This window comes from Mycobacterium sp. GA-2829, from assembly GCF_001499965.1.
Taxonomy (GTDB): Bacteria; Actinomycetota; Actinomycetes; order Mycobacteriales; family Mycobacteriaceae; genus Mycobacterium.
This window is the reverse complement of record NZ_LQIT01000067.1, coordinates 132,483-148,742: the sequence shown is the minus strand read 5'-3', so window position 1 is coordinate 148,742 and position 16,260 is coordinate 132,483. Positions and strand designations below refer to the sequence as shown.

Sequence of the window (16,260 nt, the reverse complement as noted above, 5' to 3'; positions counted from 1 at the left end):
GGCGCTACCGTCGCCGTGTGCCCGATCCCCGCGACCGCCTCCAGCAGGCGTCCCTGTACCTGTGCACCGACGCCCGCCGCGAGCGCGGTGACCTGGCCGAATTCGCCGATGCGGCACTGGCGGGCGGGGTCGACCTGATCCAGCTGCGCGACAAGGGGTCACCCGGTGAGCAACGGTTCGGCCCGCTGGAGGCGCGCCAGGAACTGGCCGCGCTGGAGGTGCTCGCCGACGCCGCACGGCGCCACGGTGCGCTGCTGGCGGTCAACGACCGCGCCGACATCGCGCTTGCCGCGGGCGCCGACATCCTGCACCTCGGACAGGACGATCTACCGCTGACGGTGGCGCGCCGCATCGTCGGGCCGCGTCCGGTGATCGGGCGGTCCACCCACGACGGCACGCAGCTGGCGGCCGCCGTCGCCGAGGAGGTCGACTACTTCTGTGTCGGCCCGTGCTGGACCACGCCGACGAAACCGGGACGGGCCGCGGCCGGGCTGGATCTGGTCCGGGAGGCGGCGGCGCGGCACACCACGAAACCGTGGTTCGCGATCGGCGGCATCGACGAACAGCGGCTGCCCGAGGTGCTCGAGGCGGGTGCGCGCCGCATCGTCGTGGTGCGCGCGATCACCGCGGCCGACGATCCGAAGGCCGCCGCCGAGCGGCTCAAAGCCGCGCTCGCTACTCGCTGACCAGGAGCGGGATGGACGCGGTGACCGTCCGCAGCCGCGCCCAGCTGGCCGCGAACCCCGGGTGCAGCGGCAACGAGTCGACGTCCTCCTCGGGTACCCAGCGCAGTTCGGCGCTCTCCCGGTTGGGCACGGTCTCCAGCAACGCGGGCGCGTCGGCGATCACGGTGGTGTAGGTCCACGCCGCGCCGCCCGACCCGGCGACCTCGGCGGTCACCACGGTGGTGCGCACGGTGAGTTGATCGGCCGAGAGCCCGGCCTCCTCGTGGGCCTCCCGCACCGCGGCCTGTTCGGGGGTCTCGTGGCTGTCGCGCGCCCCGCCGGGCAGACCCCACGTCCCGCCCTGATGGCTCCACGGCGCCCGGTGCTGCAGCAGCACCGCGGCCGAACCGTCGGACCGCGGTGCGCGCAGCAACAGGCCCGCGGCCCCGTGCCGACCCCAGAAGCGGCCGCCGCCATCGGAGAACACCCAGCCGTCACCGTCGCCACGCACCCGTACAGGATAGGGCCGCACCAACCTCGACGGCTCCGCCCGATCGGGCGCGAGCCGTGACAGAACCTCTTAGGATTCTTTTATAGAGTCGGACGGTCGGAACGTTGCCGCAAGAGATGAGGACCGCGCGCAGGTGACTGTGGAGTTGGCGCACCCCTCGACCGAGCCGCTGGCGTCCCGGTCGCCGACCACTCCGGCGCACCCCCGCTGGTGGTTCCTCTGGACGACCCCCGGCCGCATCCTCACCATCGGCATCGTGCTGTCCGCGCTCGCGATCGCCAGCGCCTTCGCGACGTCGACGACGATCAACGACCGCCAGCAGGCGCTGACCACCGTCCTCAACCACACCGAACCGCTGTCGTTCGCCGCGGGCGAATTGTACAGCAGGCTGTCGGTCGCCGACGCCGCGGCCGCCACCGCGTTCATCGCCGGCACCGAACCGCGCGACGTGCGGCAACGCTATGAGCAGGCGATCACCGACGCCGCGGTCGCGTTGACGCGGGCCTCGAGCGGGCTCACCGACGAGGAGCTGGTGCGGTTGCTCGGGCGGATCAACGCCGAGTTGGCGGTGTACACCGGACTGGTGGAAACGGCGCGCACGAACAACCGGGCGGGTAATCCGGTCGGCTCGTCGTACCTGTCGGAGGCCTCGTCGCTGATGCAGACGAAGATCCTGCCCGACGCCGAACGGCTCTACGAGCAGACCTCGGCGCAGGTCGACAAGGAGACCACGGCCTCGACGCGCATCCCCGCACCGGTCATCCTCGTGGTGCTCGCGACGCTGCTGTTCGGTCTCTTCGCCAACCGGTGGCTGGCCCGGCGGACGCGGCGGCGGGTGAACATCGGCTTCGTCGCGGGCGGCCTGGCGGTGCTGATCATGGTGCTGTGGGTGGGGACCGCACTGGCCATCTCGACCGCCGACAGCCGCAGCGCCAAGGGTGCGGGCGCCGAATCGCTCAAGACCATCACGACGCTGGCGATCACCGCGCAGCAGGCCCGCGCCGACGAGACGCTGGCGCTGATCCGCCGCGGCGACGAAGAGGTCCGCAAACAGTCGTACTACCAGCGCATCGACGGGATGCAGAAGAAGCTGGCCGACTACCTCACCCGCGACGACGCGATCGACAGCACCGATCTGGTGGCCGCCGAGGATCTGCTGGCCCGCTGGCGCGCCGCCGACGACCGCATCAACGCCTACATCGCGGTCGGCAACTACCAGGCGGCCACGCAGGTGGCGCTGGGCACGGGGGAGGACGACTCCACCCCCGCGTTCGACAAACTCAACGACGCGTTGAGCAAAGCGATCGAACAGAGCCGCAGCCAGTTGCGCAACGACATCCTCAACGCCCGCCGGGTGCTGTCCGGGGCGACGGCGGGCGCCGCCGGGCTCAGTGTCATCGCGGCGGTGGCGGTGGCGCTGGGGCTGTGGCCGAGGCTGAGTGAGTACAGGTGATGAGCGTTCGCAGGGTACTCGCGCTGCTCACCACGATGGTGGTGCTGGCCGGGTGTGCGCAGGCGGCGTCGGTGGTGCCGACGCCCGGGGTGACGTTGGCGCCGCCCACCCCCGCGGGCATGGAGGAGTTGCCGCCCGAGCCCGCACGGTTACCGATGCCGAACAACGACGACTGCGACCGCCGGGCGAGCCTGCGCCCCTTCCCCACCCGCGCCGAGGCCGATTCCGCGGTGGCCTACATCAAGGAGCGCGGCAGGCTCATCGTCGGCTTGGACATCGGCAGCAACCTGTTCTCGTTCCGCGATCCGATCACCGGGGACATCACCGGTTTCGACGTCGACATCGCCGGTGAGATCGCCCGCGACATCTTCGGCAGCCCGGCACAGGTCGACTACCGCATCCTGTCGTCGGCGGACCGGATCACCGCGCTGCAGAACAACCAGGTCGACGTCGTCGTGAAGACCATGACCATCACCTGCGAACGCAAGAAGCAGGTCGGGTTCTCGACGGTCTACCTCAACGCCAACCAGCGCATCCTCGCGCCGCGGGATTCGGCGATCGTGCGAGCGGCCGATCTGTCGGGGCGGCGGGTCTGCGTGGTGAAGGGCACGACCTCGCTGCGGCGCGTGCAGCAGATCAGTCCGCCGCCGCTCATCGTCTCGACGGTCACCTGGGCCGACTGCCTCGTGGCGTTGCAGCAGCGCCAGGTCGACGCGGTCAGCACCGACGACGCGATCCTGGCCGGTCTGGTGGCCCAGGATCCGTATCTGCACATCGTGGGCCCGAGCATGAACCAGGAGCCCTACGGCATCGGGGTGAACCTGGACAACACCGGGCTGGTGCGGTTCGTCAACGGCACATTGGCGCGCATCCGCAACGACGGCACCTGGTATGCGTTGTACCGCAAGTGGTTGACCGTGCTCGGCCCGGCGCCCGCGCCCCCGGCGGCGAGGTACGTGGACTGATGACCCACGACCACGACGTCGATCATGATGTCGACACCGACGCCCAGACCGACGAGGATCCCGGCACGCAGCCGGCGAGCCTCGACGACCTCGACTACGACTCGGCGTCGACCATGCGGCCGATGGCCACCCAGGCGGTGTGGCGGCCCAACTTCGACGACTCCGACAGCATCTCGGTACACACCGGGGACACCGAACCGCAGGAACACGCGACGACGCAGATCCGGACGCTGTCCCCGGTCCGGCGGCTCGGCGGCGGTCTCGTGGAGATTCCGCGGGTGCCGGCCAAGGATCCGCTCGAAGCGTTGATGACCAATCCGGTGGTGGCGGAGCACAAGCGCTTCTGCTGGAACTGCGGGCGCCCGGTCGGGCGGTCCTCGTCGGACGGCAAAGCCCTGTCCGAGGGATGGTGCCCGCACTGCGGGAGCCAGTATTCGTTTCTGCCGCAACTCAATCCGGGCGACATGGTCGCTGACCAGTACGAGATCAAGGGTTGCATCGCCCACGGCGGCCTCGGCTGGGTGTACCTGGCATTCGACCACAACGTCAACGAGCGTCCGGTGGTGCTCAAGGGTCTGGTGCACTCGGGGGACGCCGAGGCGCAGGCGATCGCGATGGCCGAGCGGCAGTTCCTGGCCGAGGTGACCCACCCCGGCATCGTCAAGATCTACAACTTCGTCGAGCACGCGGACAAGACCGGTAACCCTGTCGGCTACATCGTGATGGAGTACGTCGGCGGGACATCACTGAAACCGGCCAAAGGACATCGCCTTCCGGTCGCCCAGGCCATCGGCTACATGCTGGAGATCCTGCCCGCGCTGGGCTATCTGCATTCGCTCGGGTTGACCTACAACGACCTCAAACCCGAGAACATCATGCTGACCGAGGATCAGGTCAAGCTGATCGACCTGGGCGCGGTGTCGACGATCAACTCGTTCGGATACCTGTACGGCACACCGGGTTATCAGGCACCGGAGATCGTGCGGACGGGTCCCACCGTGCAGAGCGACATCTACACCGTGGGGCGGACGCTGGCGGCGTTGACGCTGGAGCTGCGCACCCGCAAGGGCCGGTACGTCGACGGGCTGCCGGAGGACGATCCGGTGCTGACGCAGTACGACTCGTTCGCCCGGCTGTTGCGCCGCGCGATCGACCCGGACCCCCGACGCCGGTTCGCCAGCGCCGAGGAGATGTCGTCGCAGCTGCTCGGGGTCCTGCGCGAGGTGGTGGCCCAGGACACCGGCATCCCGAGACCCGGCCTGTCGACGGTGTTCTCGCCGACCCGCTCGACGTTCGGCATCGATCTGCTGGTCGCCCACACCGACGTCTACGTCGACGGTCAGGTGCACTCGGAGAAGCTGACCGCCCAGGAGATCGTCCGCGCGCTGCCGGTGCCGCTGGTGGATCCAACCGACGTGGGCGCGGCGGTGCTGTCGGCGAGCGTGTTGAGCCAGCCGGTGCAGACGCTCGACCAGTTGCGGGCGGCGCGCCACGGTGCACTGGACTCCGAGGGCATCGACCTGTCGGAGTCGGTGGAGCTGCCGCTGATGGAGGCGCGCGCGCTGCTCGACCTCGGCGACGTCGCCAAGGCCACCCGCAAACTCGACGATCTCGCCGCCCGCGTCGGCTGGCGGTGGCGGCTGGTGTGGTTCCGCGCGGTGGCTGCGCTGCTGTCGGCCGACTACGACGCGGCGACAAAGCATTTCGCCGAGGTGCTCGACACGCTGCCCGGCGAGCTGGCGCCGAAGCTCGCCCTGGCCGCCACCGCCGAACTCGCCGGTTCCGTCGTCGACCAGGCGCCGTCGCGCAGGTTCTACGAGACCGTGTGGGGCACCGACCACGGCATCATCTCGGCCGGGTTCGGGTTGGCTCGCGCCCAGTCGGCCGGGGGCGACCGTGACGGCGCGGTGCGCACCCTCGACGAAGTACCCGGCACCTCACGGCATTTCACCACCGCCCGGTTGACCAGTGCGGTGACGCTGCTGTCGGGGCGGTCGTCGGGCGAGATCACCGAACAGCAGATCCGCGACGCCGCCCGGCGAGTGGAGGCGCTGCCCGACACCGAACCGCGGGTGCTGCAGATCCGCGCGCTGGTACTGGGCACCGCGATGGACTGGTTGGTGGACAACTCCGCCAGCACCAACCACATCCTCGGATTCCCGTTCACCGAACACGGTCTGCAACTCGGGGTGGAGGCGTCGCTGCGGGCGCTGGCCCGGGTCGCGCCCACCCAGTCCCACCGGTACGCGCTGATCGATCTGGCCAACAGCGTGCGCCCGATGAGCACGTTCTGACGCTCAGCAGCAGACCCGCGCGGTGGGCGTGGCGGCATCGAGGCAGCCGACCGGATCGTCGAGCAGTGCGCGGAACGCCACCTCGGCCGCGCCGATGAGCACCGACCGGTCCCCCAGCCCCGGCATCACGATCGGCGGCACGATCCCGGGGATGCGCAGTGCCCGCGCACCCATCTCGGCCTGAACGTCGCCTTCCACCCAGCGGTACAGCGGCCGCAGGTAGCCGCCCAGGACGATGAGCTGGGGGTTGAGCAGGTTGACCAGTCCGGCCAGTCCCCGCCCGAGCCGTCGGCCGACGGCCGCCAATTCCGTTGGTGCCGACGGCAATCCGTCCAGATACGCGCCGAGGTCGGCGAGCCGCTCCTGCGGGCAGCCGACCGCATCGGCCATGGCCGCCGCACCGATCTCGGTCTCCCAGCATCCCACGGCGCCGCAGTGGCAGGGACGCCTGCCGTCACCGAACGGCAGGTGACCGACCTCGCCGGCGAATCCGGACATCCCGGTGACCGGCCGCCCGCCGGTGATCACGCCTGCACCCACGCCCACTTCACCCGACAGATAGACGATGTCGTCGATGCCGCGGCCCACCCCGCGCAGGTGTTCGGCCAGCGCCCCGTGGTCGGCCTCGTTGCCGAGCACGGGAGGGGTGTCGGCGCCGAGCGCATCGCCGAGCAGTCGGCCCAGCGGTACGTCATGCCAGTCCAGATTCGGTGCGAGCCGGACGATTCCGCAGTCCCGCGCGACGATTCCGGGGACGCTGACCCCGATGCCGACGAGGATCGAGTCGTCGGGTGCGTCGCGCACCACCCGACGCGTCAGCCCGACGATCGTGGCGACCGTGTCGTGCGGGTCATGGCTGGATGGGGCGGGTGCGGCCGCCGCGGCGAGCACGACACCGCCGAGTCCGACGCGTGCGACCTCCAACCCGGAGACCCGCACGTCCACCGCGAGCACACAGGCCCGTTCGGTGGCGATGACCTCCACCGAAGGCCGCCCCGCACCACCCCCGTCGCGGGTGTCGGGCACCCGCTGCTCCGCCAAGCCGAGCAGTTCGACCTGGCGCACCAGATCGGCGACCGTACTGCGGTTCACGCCCATCGACGTCGTCAACGACGCACGGGAGAGGCGTCCGGCCAGGTGCAGATGGCGCAGCAGCGTGGTGAGGTTGTGCCGTCGCACGTACTCCTGATTGCGCACTCAGGACAGGCCTGTCGCCGATCGGCGCCGCCGCGAGATCGCGTCGACGCTGGCCGCCAGCAGCAGCACCCCGCCGGTCACCAGGAAGTTGATGTAGGACGACTGGTTGAGCAGCCCGAGCCCGTTGGCGATGGTGGCGATCACGACACCGCCGATCACCGCGTCGATGGCCCGCCCCTTCCCGCCGAACAGACTGGTACCGCCGATGACCGCGGCGCCGACCGCGTAGAGCAGCGTGTTGCCCGCACCCGACGACGCCGACACCTTGCCGGCGTACGAAGCGGCGATGATGCCGCTCAGCGCGGCGAGCGAGGAGCCGACCACGAACACCGACATCCGGATCCTGTTCACGTCGATACCCGCACGGCGCGCCGCCTCCGGGTTACCGCCGACGGCGTAGACATGCCTGCCGTAGGAGGTGCGGCCCAGCACCACGGTCAGCACGATGAGCAGGACCCCGACGATCGGCAACACATAGGGCACACCGCGGATCTCGACGTTGGCGTTGACGCTGCGGTTGAGGCACAGCACGTAGGTGACCCCGAGCGTGACCACCGCGACGGCGGCGATGCGCGCGATCACCACCCCGGACGGCGCGTGATGCAGCCCGGCGGAGACCTTGGCGCGGTGCCGGTAGGCCTCGAGCGCGCCGAAGCCGACGACCACGACCGCCGCGAAGATCCAGCTCGCACTCACCGACAGGTTGTGGATGGTGATGCCGCGGATCACGGGATCGTCGACACGGACGGATCCGCCCTCGCCGATCAGCTTCAGCGTCACGCCCTGCAGCCCGAGGAAGAACGCGAGCGTGACGACGAACGACGGGATGCCGAGCCGGGCCCGCAGGACGCCGATCGCCAGTCCGATCAGTGCGCCGCACACCACGCCGGCCAGGATCGCGGCCCACCACGGCCAGCTCAACTGCACGACGGTCAGCGCCATCGCACAGGCCGAGACCCCGCCCGCGACACCGGCGGACAGGTCGATGTCGCCGAGCAGCAGGACGAAGACCAGACCCATCGCGAGCACGCAGATCGAACCCGCCTGGGTCACCAGGTTGGCGAGGTTCAGCGCCGACAGGAACCGTTCGTTGGCGACGGCGAACACCACGAACAGCACGATGAGGCCGAGGACCGCCGGCAGCGAACCCATGTCGCCGCCGCGCACCCGCGCCAGGTAGGCGCGCACCGCGTCGGGGAACGTCTCCTCGGAGCGCAGGTCGGCGGCGAAGTCCGCATCGGCGAGCTGCCGGTTGAGCGTGGTCATGTGGTGGTCCTTCACAGCGACTGGGCGGCTTCAGCGGGCGCCAGCCCCAGCGCGCCCGACCTGCCGGTGGTGATCAGTTCGACGACCTGGCTGCGGGTGACCTCCGAGGCCTTCACCTCCGCGGCGACGCGGCCGAGGTAGAGCGCGCACACGCGGTCGGCGACTTCGAACACGTCGGCCAGGTTGTGGGAGATGAGGACGACGCCGACACCCTGATCGGCCAGCCGGCGGACCAGGTCGAGCACCTGACGGGTCTGCGCGACGCCGAGTGCGGCGGTCGGCTCGTCGAGGAGCACCACCTTGGACTTCCACAGCACCGACTTCGCGATCGCGACGGTCTGGCGCTGCCCGCCGGACAGGCTGGAGACCGGTTGGCGCACCGATTTGACCGTGCGCACCGAAAGCGACGCCAGTGCCTCCCGGGCGAGGGTTTCCATGGTGGCCTCGTCGAGCGTTCCGCGGCGCCGGATCTCCCTGCCCAGGAACATGTTCGAGACGATGTCGAGGTTGTCGCACAGCGCGAGGTCCTGGTAGACCACCTCGACTCCGAGCGCGGCGACGTCGTTGGGCCCGTGCACCGTCACCGGCGCACCGTCGAACACGTACGTGCCGGTGTCGATCGGGTGGATGCCTGCGATCGCCTTGACCAGGGTCGACTTCCCCGCGCCGTTGTCACCGACGAGTGCGGTGACCTCGCCGGGATACACCGCGAAGTCGACGTCGTGCAGGACGTGCACCACACCGAAACTCTTGTTGACACCCCGTAATTCGAGGATCGGATCGGGCATGTCAGCCGATTCCGGCCTCGGTGCACATGGCGGCGAACTGTCCGGCGCACACCTCGTTCTTGGACTGTCCGCCGTCGTCGAACACCACGCTGACGTTGTTTTTGGTGATCGACTGCGGCTGCAGCAGCACCGACGGCACGTCCCGGTTGCCGGTGTCGTCCCGCGAGGTCGCGGTGGTCTCCACCGGCTTGCCGGTGGCCAGCGCGATGGCCGCGTCGGCGAGGGCGCCTGCCTCCTCGGTGGCGGACTTGTACACGCTCATGCACTGCGTGCCGGCCAGGATGTTCTGCAGCCCTTCGACGGTCGCGTCCTGACCGGTGACGGGGACCTGCCCGGCGCGCTGGTTCTTCTGCAGGATCGAGATCACCGAACCCGCGAGACCGTCGTTGGCGGCGTAGACACCGTCCACGGCGCCGTCGGCGGCGGTGTACATCTGCTCGAAGATCGTGACGGCCTTGTCGTTGTCCCAGTCCGGCACCGCCTGTTCACCGACCACCCGGATGCCGGGTGTCTTGTCGATCACCGAATGGGCCCCGGTGGAGAACAGGGTGGCGTTGTTGTCGGTGGGAGATCCGTTGAGGAACACCACATTCGCCTCGCGGCCGCCGAGACACTTGGCGAGCCCCTCACCCTGCAGCCTGCCGACCTCGGTGTTGTCGAACGAGATGTAGACGTCGGCCGACCCGCCGAGGGTGAGCCGGTCGTAGTCGATGGTCTTGACGCCCTGGGCGGCCGCCTTCTGCTGGATCGAGGCGCCGCTGTCGGAGTCGAGGTTGACGATCGCGAGCACCGTGACACCGTCGGCGATCATGCTGTCGGCGATGGTCGCCATGGTGTCCGCCGACCCCTCGGCGTTCTGGATGGTGTAGTCCACGCCGGCCTCTTTGAACGCGTTCTCCAGCGCGGGCCGGTCCTTGCTCTCCCAGCGCACCGAGGATTTCGTGTCGGGGAGGATGACGCCGATCTTGCCCGCCTGACCCTCCCCTGACGCGTCGCCGCCCCCGCCGCTGTCGCTGCTGCACCCGCTCAAGGCGAGGCCCCCACCGAGGACGACTGCGCACAGCAGGCCGTTGAGTCTGTTCATGAGTCCGCCTTTCGGGACGACGTGGCACCGTAGGTTTGTTGTTTCGGACAACATATAGCGTGACGTGTGTCACGTCCAGGGTTTGTCGGCACCAAGATCACCGGGCGCCGATCAGGTGCTCGATCGCCAGCTGGTGGAGCCGCACGAAACCGAAACCCTTTCCGTCGAAATAGGAATCGGGGTCGAAGTCCTCGTAGGACGAACGGTCGGCGAGCAAGTCGCGGTAGGTCTCACCGCGGTCCAGTGTCGGCTGCCGCAACTCGTCGACGCGCGCGGCGGCGCGTGCCTCAGCCACCTCGGGGTCGGCACGGAACGCCGCGGCCCGCTCCTTGAGCAGCAGGTACATCCGCATGTTGGCCGTCGCCGACGCCCACACGCCCGCGCCGTCCTCGGTCCGGCTGGGCTTGTAGTCGAAGTGGCGGGGGCCGGTGTAGGAGGGTCCGCCGTCGACACCGCCATGCTCGAGCAGGTCCACCAACGAGAACGCGTTGACCAGGTCGCCGTGTCCGAAGACGAGATCCTGGTCGAACTTGATGCCGCGCTGACCGTTGAGGTCGATGTGGAACAGCTTGCCGCTGTAGAGCGCCTGGCCGATGCCGTGCAGGAAATTCAGCCCCGCCATCTGCTCGTGTCCGGTCTCCGGATTGACGCCGACGAGGTCCGGGTGGGCGAGGGTGTCGATGAACGCGAGCGCGTGCCCGACAGTGGGCAGCAGGATGTCGCCCCGGGGTTCGTTGGGTTTGGGCTCGATCGCGAATCGCATCGCGTAGCGCTGATCGATCACGTACTCGCACAACAGGTCCATGGCCTCGCGGTAGCGCTCGAGCGCCGCCCGCACATCCTTGGCGCTGTCGTACTCGCCGCCTTCGCGCCCACCCCACAGCACGAACGTCTCGGCGCCGAGTTCGGCGGCCAGGTCGAGATTGCGCAGCGTCTTGCGCAGCGCGAACCGCCGCACCGCGCGGTCGTTGCTGGTGAACCCGCCGTCTTTGAACACCGGATGGCTGAACAGGTTGGTGGTCACCATCGGCACCACCATCCCGGTGGCCGCGAGCGCGGCGGTGAGCCGATCGATCTGGCGCCTGCGGTCGGCGTCGGGGGCGCCGAACGGGAACAGGTCGTCGTCGTGGAAGGTCAGGCCGTAGGCGCCCAGATCGGCGAGCCGCATCACCGCCTCGACCACGTCGAGGGGCGAGCGGGTCGGACTGCCGAACGGATCACTCGCCGTCCACCCCACCGTCCACAGACCGAAGGAGAACCTGTGGGACCGTTCCGGGATGAGATCGGGGCGGTCCGCGAGCGCGGAATCGAGGACGGACATGGCATCTCCTTCTGGCCCGAAGCCATGGATTTGTTCTGTTGCCGAACATAAGATGTGTGCTGAGTCACTGTCAAGGGATGTGCGATGAGAGTTGGCACCACCACCGATGACGTTCGGCGCCGCAACCTGTCCGCCGTGCTGCGGCTCGTCCACCGCAACCGCACCGCCACGCGCGCGGAGCTCACACGGCGTACCGGGCTGTCCCGCTCCACGGTGAAGGCCCTGGTCGAGGAGTTGGTCGACGCCGGTCTGGTCGAGGAGACCCAGCCCGAGTGCACCAATCAGGTCGGGCGACCGAGCACGCTTGTGCGGCCCCGAGACCGGGTGGTGGCGGTCGCGGTGAATCCGGAGGTCGATGCGATCACGGTGGCGGCGGTGGCGTTGGGCGGCGCGGTCCTCGGCGTCGAGCGGGTGCCGACGACGGCGATTCCGACCGTCGCCGACACCGTGCGTCTCACCGCGCGCGCCGTCGACACGCTGCGGGGCCGACTGCCCGCGGACAGTGCGCTCAGCGCGATCGGTGTCGCGGTGCCCGGTGTGGTGCACGCGCCCGAGTCGACGGTTCGCCTGGCCCCGCACCTGGATTGGCACGACGAACAGATCGGCGAACCGCTCAGGGCGGCGACGGGACTACCGGTGTACGCGGCCAACGACGCGAACGTCGGCGCGGTCGCCGAGCACATCTTCGGCGGGCACCCGGATGCCGATCACATGGTCTACGTCAACGGCGGCGCCAGCGGTATCGGCGGTGCATTCGTGGTCGCCGGCCGTCTGCTGGAGGGCGCCGAGGGCTACGCCGGAGAACTCGGCCACACGTACGTCGGGGGGACGCGCGCGTGTCACTGCGGCGCGGTCGGCTGCCTCGAGACCGAGGTCGTCCCGACCGACGATCTCGCCGAACTCGAGCAGCAGGCCCGATACCTCGGCATCGCGCTGGGTGGTGCGATCAACCTGCTCAACCCGCGGCTGGTCGTGCTCGGCGGGTTCCTGCGCACCTTCTCCGACCACGCCGCCGAAGCACTGCGCGCCGCCGTCGCCCGCCAATCACTGGGCGCCGCACGGGAATTGGTGCGTATCGTACCGGCCAGCCTGGGTTCTGAGACGCTGATGATCGGCGCCGCCGAGTTGGCGTTCGGACCGCTGCTGGCCGACCCGGCCGGCTGCCGCTAGACGACCTCCACGCAGGCGCGGGCGATCGCGAGCTCCTCGTTGGTCGGGACGACCAGCACCGTGGTCGGCGACGTGTCGGTCGAGATGCGCCGCGCCGCCCGCGACGGGCTCGCATTGAGGTGTTCGTCGAGTTCGATCCCCAGCCGGCCCAGACCCGACAACGCATCCCGGCGCACCTCGGCATCGTTCTCCCCGACGCCCGCGGTGAACGTGATGACGTCGGCGCCGCCCAACAGCGCGAGGTAGGCGCCGATGTACTTGCGCAACCGGTGGATGTAGACGTCGTAGGCGAGCTGCGCGGCCTCGTCGCCGCTGTCCATCCGCTCGTGCAGCACCCGGAAGTCGATCTCCCCGCCGAGCCCGCGCACCCCGGCCCGCTTGTTGAGCATCGTCTCGATGTCCTCGACGCTCATTTCGGCTGTGCGCCAGAGGTAGAGCGGTATACCCGGATCGAGGTCGCCGGAGCGGGTGCCCATGACCAGACCCTCCATCGGGGTCAACCCCATCGAGGTTTCGATCGGCCGGCCACCCACGATCGCCGACGCCGACGCGCCGTTGCCCAGGTGCAGCACGATCTGGCTCAGCGAGGCCAGCGGGGCGTCGAGGAACAGCGCGGCCTGCTCGCTGACGTACTGGTGCGAGGTGCCGTGGAAGCCGTACCGGCGGATGTGCCACTTCTCGGCGACGTCACGATCGATCGCGTATGTCGCTGCGGCAGCGGGCAAGTCATGGAAGAACGCGGTGTCGAAGACCGCGACGTGCGGCAGATCCGCGAACGCCGTGCGGGCTTCGCGGATCCCCAGTACGGCAGGCGGATTGTGCAGCGGTGCGAGTGCGGCCAGCGCCTCCAACTTGTCGACCAGGGCGTCGTCGATGACCGTGGGCCGGTAGAAGTCCGGCCCGCCGTGCACCACCCGGTGCCCGACCGCGACGAGTCCGACACTGCTCAGCTCGGCGCCGGCCTCGTCGAACATGTGATACGCGGTGCGCAGCGCGGTTTCGTGGTCGGCGATCGGATCGCCGTGGGTCACTTCGTGTTCCCCGCAGACCAGGGTCGCCGACGAGGAGTCCTCCCCGATGCGCTCGACGATCCCGTCGGCCAGGGACAGGCCCGAATCCGGGTCGATGAGTTGAAATTTCAGCGACGACGAGCCCGAGTTCAGAACCAGGACGGTGCGGCTCATCGTTGCTCCTGGGCCTGGATCGCGGTGATCGCGACGGTGTTGACGATGTCCTCGACCAGCGCACCCCGCGACAGGTCGTTGACCGGTTTGTTGAGCCCCTGCAGCACCGGCCCGATCGCGATCGCCCCGGCGCTGCGCTGCACGGCCTTGTAGGTGTTGTTGCCGGTGTTGAGGTCCGGGAAGATCAGCACGGTGGCGCGGCCCGCGACGGGCGAATCGGGCATCTTGGTCTTGGCGACCGACGGTTCCACGGCCGCGTCGTACTGGATCGGTCCCTCCACCAACAGATCGGGTTCCCGCTTGTGAACCAGTTCCGTTGCCTCACGGACCTTTTCGACCTCGGCACCGGTACCCGAGGTCCCCGTCGAGTAGGACAGCATGGCCACCCGCGGATCGATGCCGAACTGCGATGCGGTGCGCGCCGACGAGATCGCGATGTCGGCCAGCTGGTCGGCGGTCGGATCGGGCACGATCGCGCAGTCCCCGTAGGCGAGGACCCGGTCGGCCAAGCACATGAGGAAGATGCTCGACACCGTAGAAACGTCGGGCATCGTCTTGATGATCTCGAACGCCGGGCGCACGGTGTGGGCGGTGGTGTGCGCCGCCCCGGAGACCATGCCGTCGACCATGTCGTTGTGCACCAGCATGGTGCCGAAATACGAGACGTCGTGGATGATCTCGCGGGCCTGCTCGACGGTGACGCCCTTGTGCTTGCGCAGTTCGGCGTACTGCTCGGCGAACCGGTCGCACAGCTCGCTCGTGCGCGGGTCGAGGACGTCGGCGGCGGTGAGATCGACGCCGAGTTCGGCGGCGCGGGCCCGCACCGGCGCCTCCTCTCCCAGGATCGTGAGGTCGGCGACGCCGCGCTGCAGTAGCCGGCCCGCCGCCCGCAGGATGCGGTCGTCGTCGCCTTCGGGCAGCACGATGCGTTTGCGGTCCGACCGCGCTTGGTCGAGCAGCTGGTAGGTGAACATCTGCGGCGTGGTGACGTCCGGGATCGGGATCGCCAGCCGGCTGAGCAGATCCGCGGTGTCGACGTGGTTCTCCATGAGCGACAGTGCGGTGTCGATCTTGCGGGTCGACGCCGCGGTCACCCGGCCCCTGGCCGAGGCCACCCGGCTCGCGGTCTCGAACGTGCCGTAGTCGGTGGCGACGATCGGCAGCTTCAACCCCAACCCGGCGACCAGTGCGGAGATCGACGGATGCAGTTCCAGCCCGCCGTTGAGGATGATGCTCGACAGTGAGGGAAAACCCTCGGCGGCGTGTGCGCTCACCATGGCGAGCACCACATCCGAGCGGTCGCCCGGGGTGACGACCGTGACCCCTTCGCTGAGCCGCTCGAGGACGTGCTCGGCGGTCATCCCGGCCACCAGGACGGCCATCGCCTCGCGGTCGAGCAGCGATTCGTCACCGCTGACCAGCGTGCCGTCGACGGCCTCGCACAGTTCGGCGACCGACGGGGCGACCAGCAGCGGTTCCTCGGGCAGGACGTAGACCTGGGGGGTGCCGTCGCGCTGCAGTGCCTCGCGGACCTCTTCGAGCCGGTCCGGATCGCAGCGGTTGGCCACCACCGCGGCGGTGTGCGCGTGCTGGCCGGCGATCTCGTCGAGGCACACCTCGACCACCTGGGCCACCTCTTCGGGGGTGCGGCCGCGGGCCTTCACCGCGAGCACGACCGGCGCGCCCAGGTTGGCGGCGATGCGGGCGTTCATCGACAGCTCGCTCGGGCTGGTCACGTCGGTGTAGTCACTGCCGACGACGAGCACGACATCGCACTGGTCGGCCACGTGATGGAACCGGTCGACGATGTCGGCGAGCGCGGAGTCCGGGTCGTCATGCAGATCGTGGTAGGTGACGCCGACGCAGTCCTCGTAGGGCAGACCGGCGGTGGCCTGGGCGAGCAGGAGTTCGAGGATGTAGTCCCGCGCGGGCCCCTGGCGGGTGATGGGCCGGAACACGCCCACCCGGGCGGCGGTGGCGGTCAGGCGGTCGAGCAGGCCGAGCGCGATGGTCGATTTCCCCGTGTCGCCTTCCGGCGATGCGACGTAGATGGCGGTAACGCGCGAGTCGGTCTCGTCGGGCACCCTCCCAGCCTGCCGTATCAGCGGCAATGCGGCCAGCAGGGTGTTCGTTGCGACTGACACGACACTGATCTTGCAGGTTTGGTTATGTGAAACTTCTTTGCTACTTTCGCACAGACACGTCATGAACGGTCGCGTCAATAACTTACTACCGAGTCAGGAACGCAGTGGGAACTGGGACTTCTGCAGAATTGGCACCGCAACCCGCGGCAACGTCGCTCACGATGCCATCGCCGCCTGGCGTTACTATCACTGTTGATGCGAAGCCATTAGAGTTCCTA

Annotated in this window: 13 protein-coding genes; 5 read left to right on the top strand and 8 right to left on the bottom strand. The window is 69.2% G+C overall.

Annotation, left to right across the window (positions count from 1 at the left end):
• Positions 1-17 precede the first annotated feature (17 nt).
• Positions 18-686 (top strand): thiamine phosphate synthase, encoded by a 669-nt coding sequence (gene thiE, locus AU194_RS28275; RefSeq protein WP_059092562.1) that lies wholly within the window; start codon positions 18-20, stop codon positions 684-686.
• Here thiE and AU194_RS28270 read toward each other — a convergent pair.
• On the bottom strand, positions 676-1,176 hold the full coding sequence (locus tag AU194_RS28270; RefSeq protein ID WP_059092561.1) for an NUDIX hydrolase: 501 nt from the start codon (positions 1,174-1,176) through the stop codon (positions 676-678). The two genes, thiE and AU194_RS28270, sit on opposite strands and share 11 nt — an antisense overlap.
• 133 nt (positions 1,177-1,309) lie before the next feature.
• On the opposite strand from AU194_RS28270, the gene glnX reads away from it, so the two are divergent.
• From glnX to AU194_RS28255, 3 genes are read left to right on the top strand one after another with little or no spacing between them, the layout of a single operon-like run.
• Positions 1,310-2,629: a protein kinase G-activating protein GlnX gene (glnX, locus tag AU194_RS28265; RefSeq protein ID WP_059092560.1), complete on the top strand. Its 1,320-nt coding sequence runs from the start codon at positions 1,310-1,312 to the stop codon at positions 2,627-2,629.
• Positions 2,629-3,594, top strand: coding sequence for a glutamate ABC transporter substrate-binding protein (locus AU194_RS28260; RefSeq protein ID WP_059092559.1), 966 nt, complete (start codon positions 2,629-2,631; stop codon positions 3,592-3,594). The genes glnX and AU194_RS28260 overlap by 1 nt, the downstream gene beginning before the upstream one ends.
• Entirely contained in the window at positions 3,594-5,888 is a 2,295-nt protein-coding gene (locus AU194_RS28255; RefSeq protein WP_059092616.1) for a serine/threonine-protein kinase PknG, read from the top strand. The genes AU194_RS28260 and AU194_RS28255 overlap by 1 nt, the downstream gene beginning before the upstream one ends.
• A gap of 3 nt (positions 5,889-5,891) precedes the next feature.
• Here the strand turns inward: AU194_RS28255 and AU194_RS28250 are convergent, their stop codons facing one another.
• The 5 genes from AU194_RS28250 to xylA all read right to left on the bottom strand — a co-directional run bounded on the left by AU194_RS28250 (position 5,892) and on the right by xylA (position 11,544).
• A complete protein-coding gene (locus AU194_RS28250; protein WP_059092558.1) occupies positions 5,892-7,085 on the bottom strand; it encodes an ROK family protein in 1,194 nt (397 codons plus the stop codon).
• A complete protein-coding gene (locus AU194_RS28245) occupies positions 7,086-8,351 on the bottom strand; it encodes a sugar ABC transporter permease (protein WP_059092615.1) in 1,266 nt (421 codons plus the stop codon).
• Positions 8,352-8,362: 11 nt separating this feature from the next.
• Positions 8,363-9,139, bottom strand: a complete 777-nt coding sequence (locus AU194_RS28240; RefSeq protein ID WP_059092557.1) for an ATP-binding cassette domain-containing protein — start codon at positions 9,137-9,139, stop codon at positions 8,363-8,365.
• A gap of 1 nt (position 9,140) precedes the next feature.
• Positions 9,141-10,223 (bottom strand): sugar ABC transporter substrate-binding protein, encoded by a 1,083-nt coding sequence (locus tag AU194_RS28235; protein ID WP_059092556.1) that lies wholly within the window; start codon positions 10,221-10,223, stop codon positions 9,141-9,143.
• A 97-nt stretch (positions 10,224-10,320) separates the two neighbouring features.
• Positions 10,321-11,544 (bottom strand): xylose isomerase, encoded by a 1,224-nt coding sequence (gene xylA, locus AU194_RS28230; RefSeq protein WP_059092555.1) that lies wholly within the window; start codon positions 11,542-11,544, stop codon positions 10,321-10,323.
• 84 nt (positions 11,545-11,628) lie between these two features.
• On the opposite strand from xylA, the gene AU194_RS28225 reads away from it, so the two are divergent.
• A complete protein-coding gene (locus AU194_RS28225) occupies positions 11,629-12,714 on the top strand; it encodes an ROK family transcriptional regulator (protein WP_059092554.1) in 1,086 nt (361 codons plus the stop codon).
• On the opposite strand, the gene AU194_RS28220 is transcribed toward AU194_RS28225, so the two are convergent.
• A complete protein-coding gene (locus tag AU194_RS28220; RefSeq protein ID WP_059092553.1) occupies positions 12,711-13,898 on the bottom strand; it encodes an acetate kinase in 1,188 nt (395 codons plus the stop codon). The two genes, AU194_RS28225 and AU194_RS28220, sit on opposite strands and share 4 nt — an antisense overlap.
• Positions 13,895-15,982 carry a phosphate acetyltransferase gene (gene pta, locus AU194_RS28215; protein ID WP_231743607.1) on the bottom strand — a complete coding sequence of 696 codons (2,088 nt, stop codon included), beginning with the start codon at positions 15,980-15,982 and terminating at the stop codon, positions 13,895-13,897. The genes AU194_RS28220 and pta overlap by 4 nt, the downstream gene beginning before the upstream one ends.
• Positions 15,983-16,260: the final 278 nt, after the last annotated feature.

Coding starts and splice junctions, on each gene's coding strand:
- AU194_RS28260 (WP_059092559.1), top strand. CDS start 2,629: ATGAGCGTTCGCAGGGTACTCGCGCTGCTCACCACGATGGTGGTGCTG.
- AU194_RS28255 (WP_059092616.1), top strand. CDS start 3,594: ATGACCCACGACCACGACGTCGATCATGATGTCGACACCGACGCCCAG.
- AU194_RS28245 (WP_059092615.1), bottom strand. CDS start 8,351: ATGACCACGCTCAACCGGCAGCTCGCCGATGCGGACTTCGCCGCCGAC.
- AU194_RS28240 (WP_059092557.1), bottom strand. CDS start 9,139: ATGCCCGATCCGATCCTCGAATTACGGGGTGTCAACAAGAGTTTCGGT.
- AU194_RS28235 (WP_059092556.1), bottom strand. CDS start 10,223: ATGAACAGACTCAACGGCCTGCTGTGCGCAGTCGTCCTCGGTGGGGGC.
- xylA (WP_059092555.1), bottom strand. CDS start 11,544: ATGTCCGTCCTCGATTCCGCGCTCGCGGACCGCCCCGATCTCATCCCG.
- AU194_RS28225 (WP_059092554.1), top strand. CDS start 11,629: ATGAGAGTTGGCACCACCACCGATGACGTTCGGCGCCGCAACCTGTCC.
- AU194_RS28220 (WP_059092553.1), bottom strand. CDS start 13,898: ATGAGCCGCACCGTCCTGGTTCTGAACTCGGGCTCGTCGTCGCTGAAA.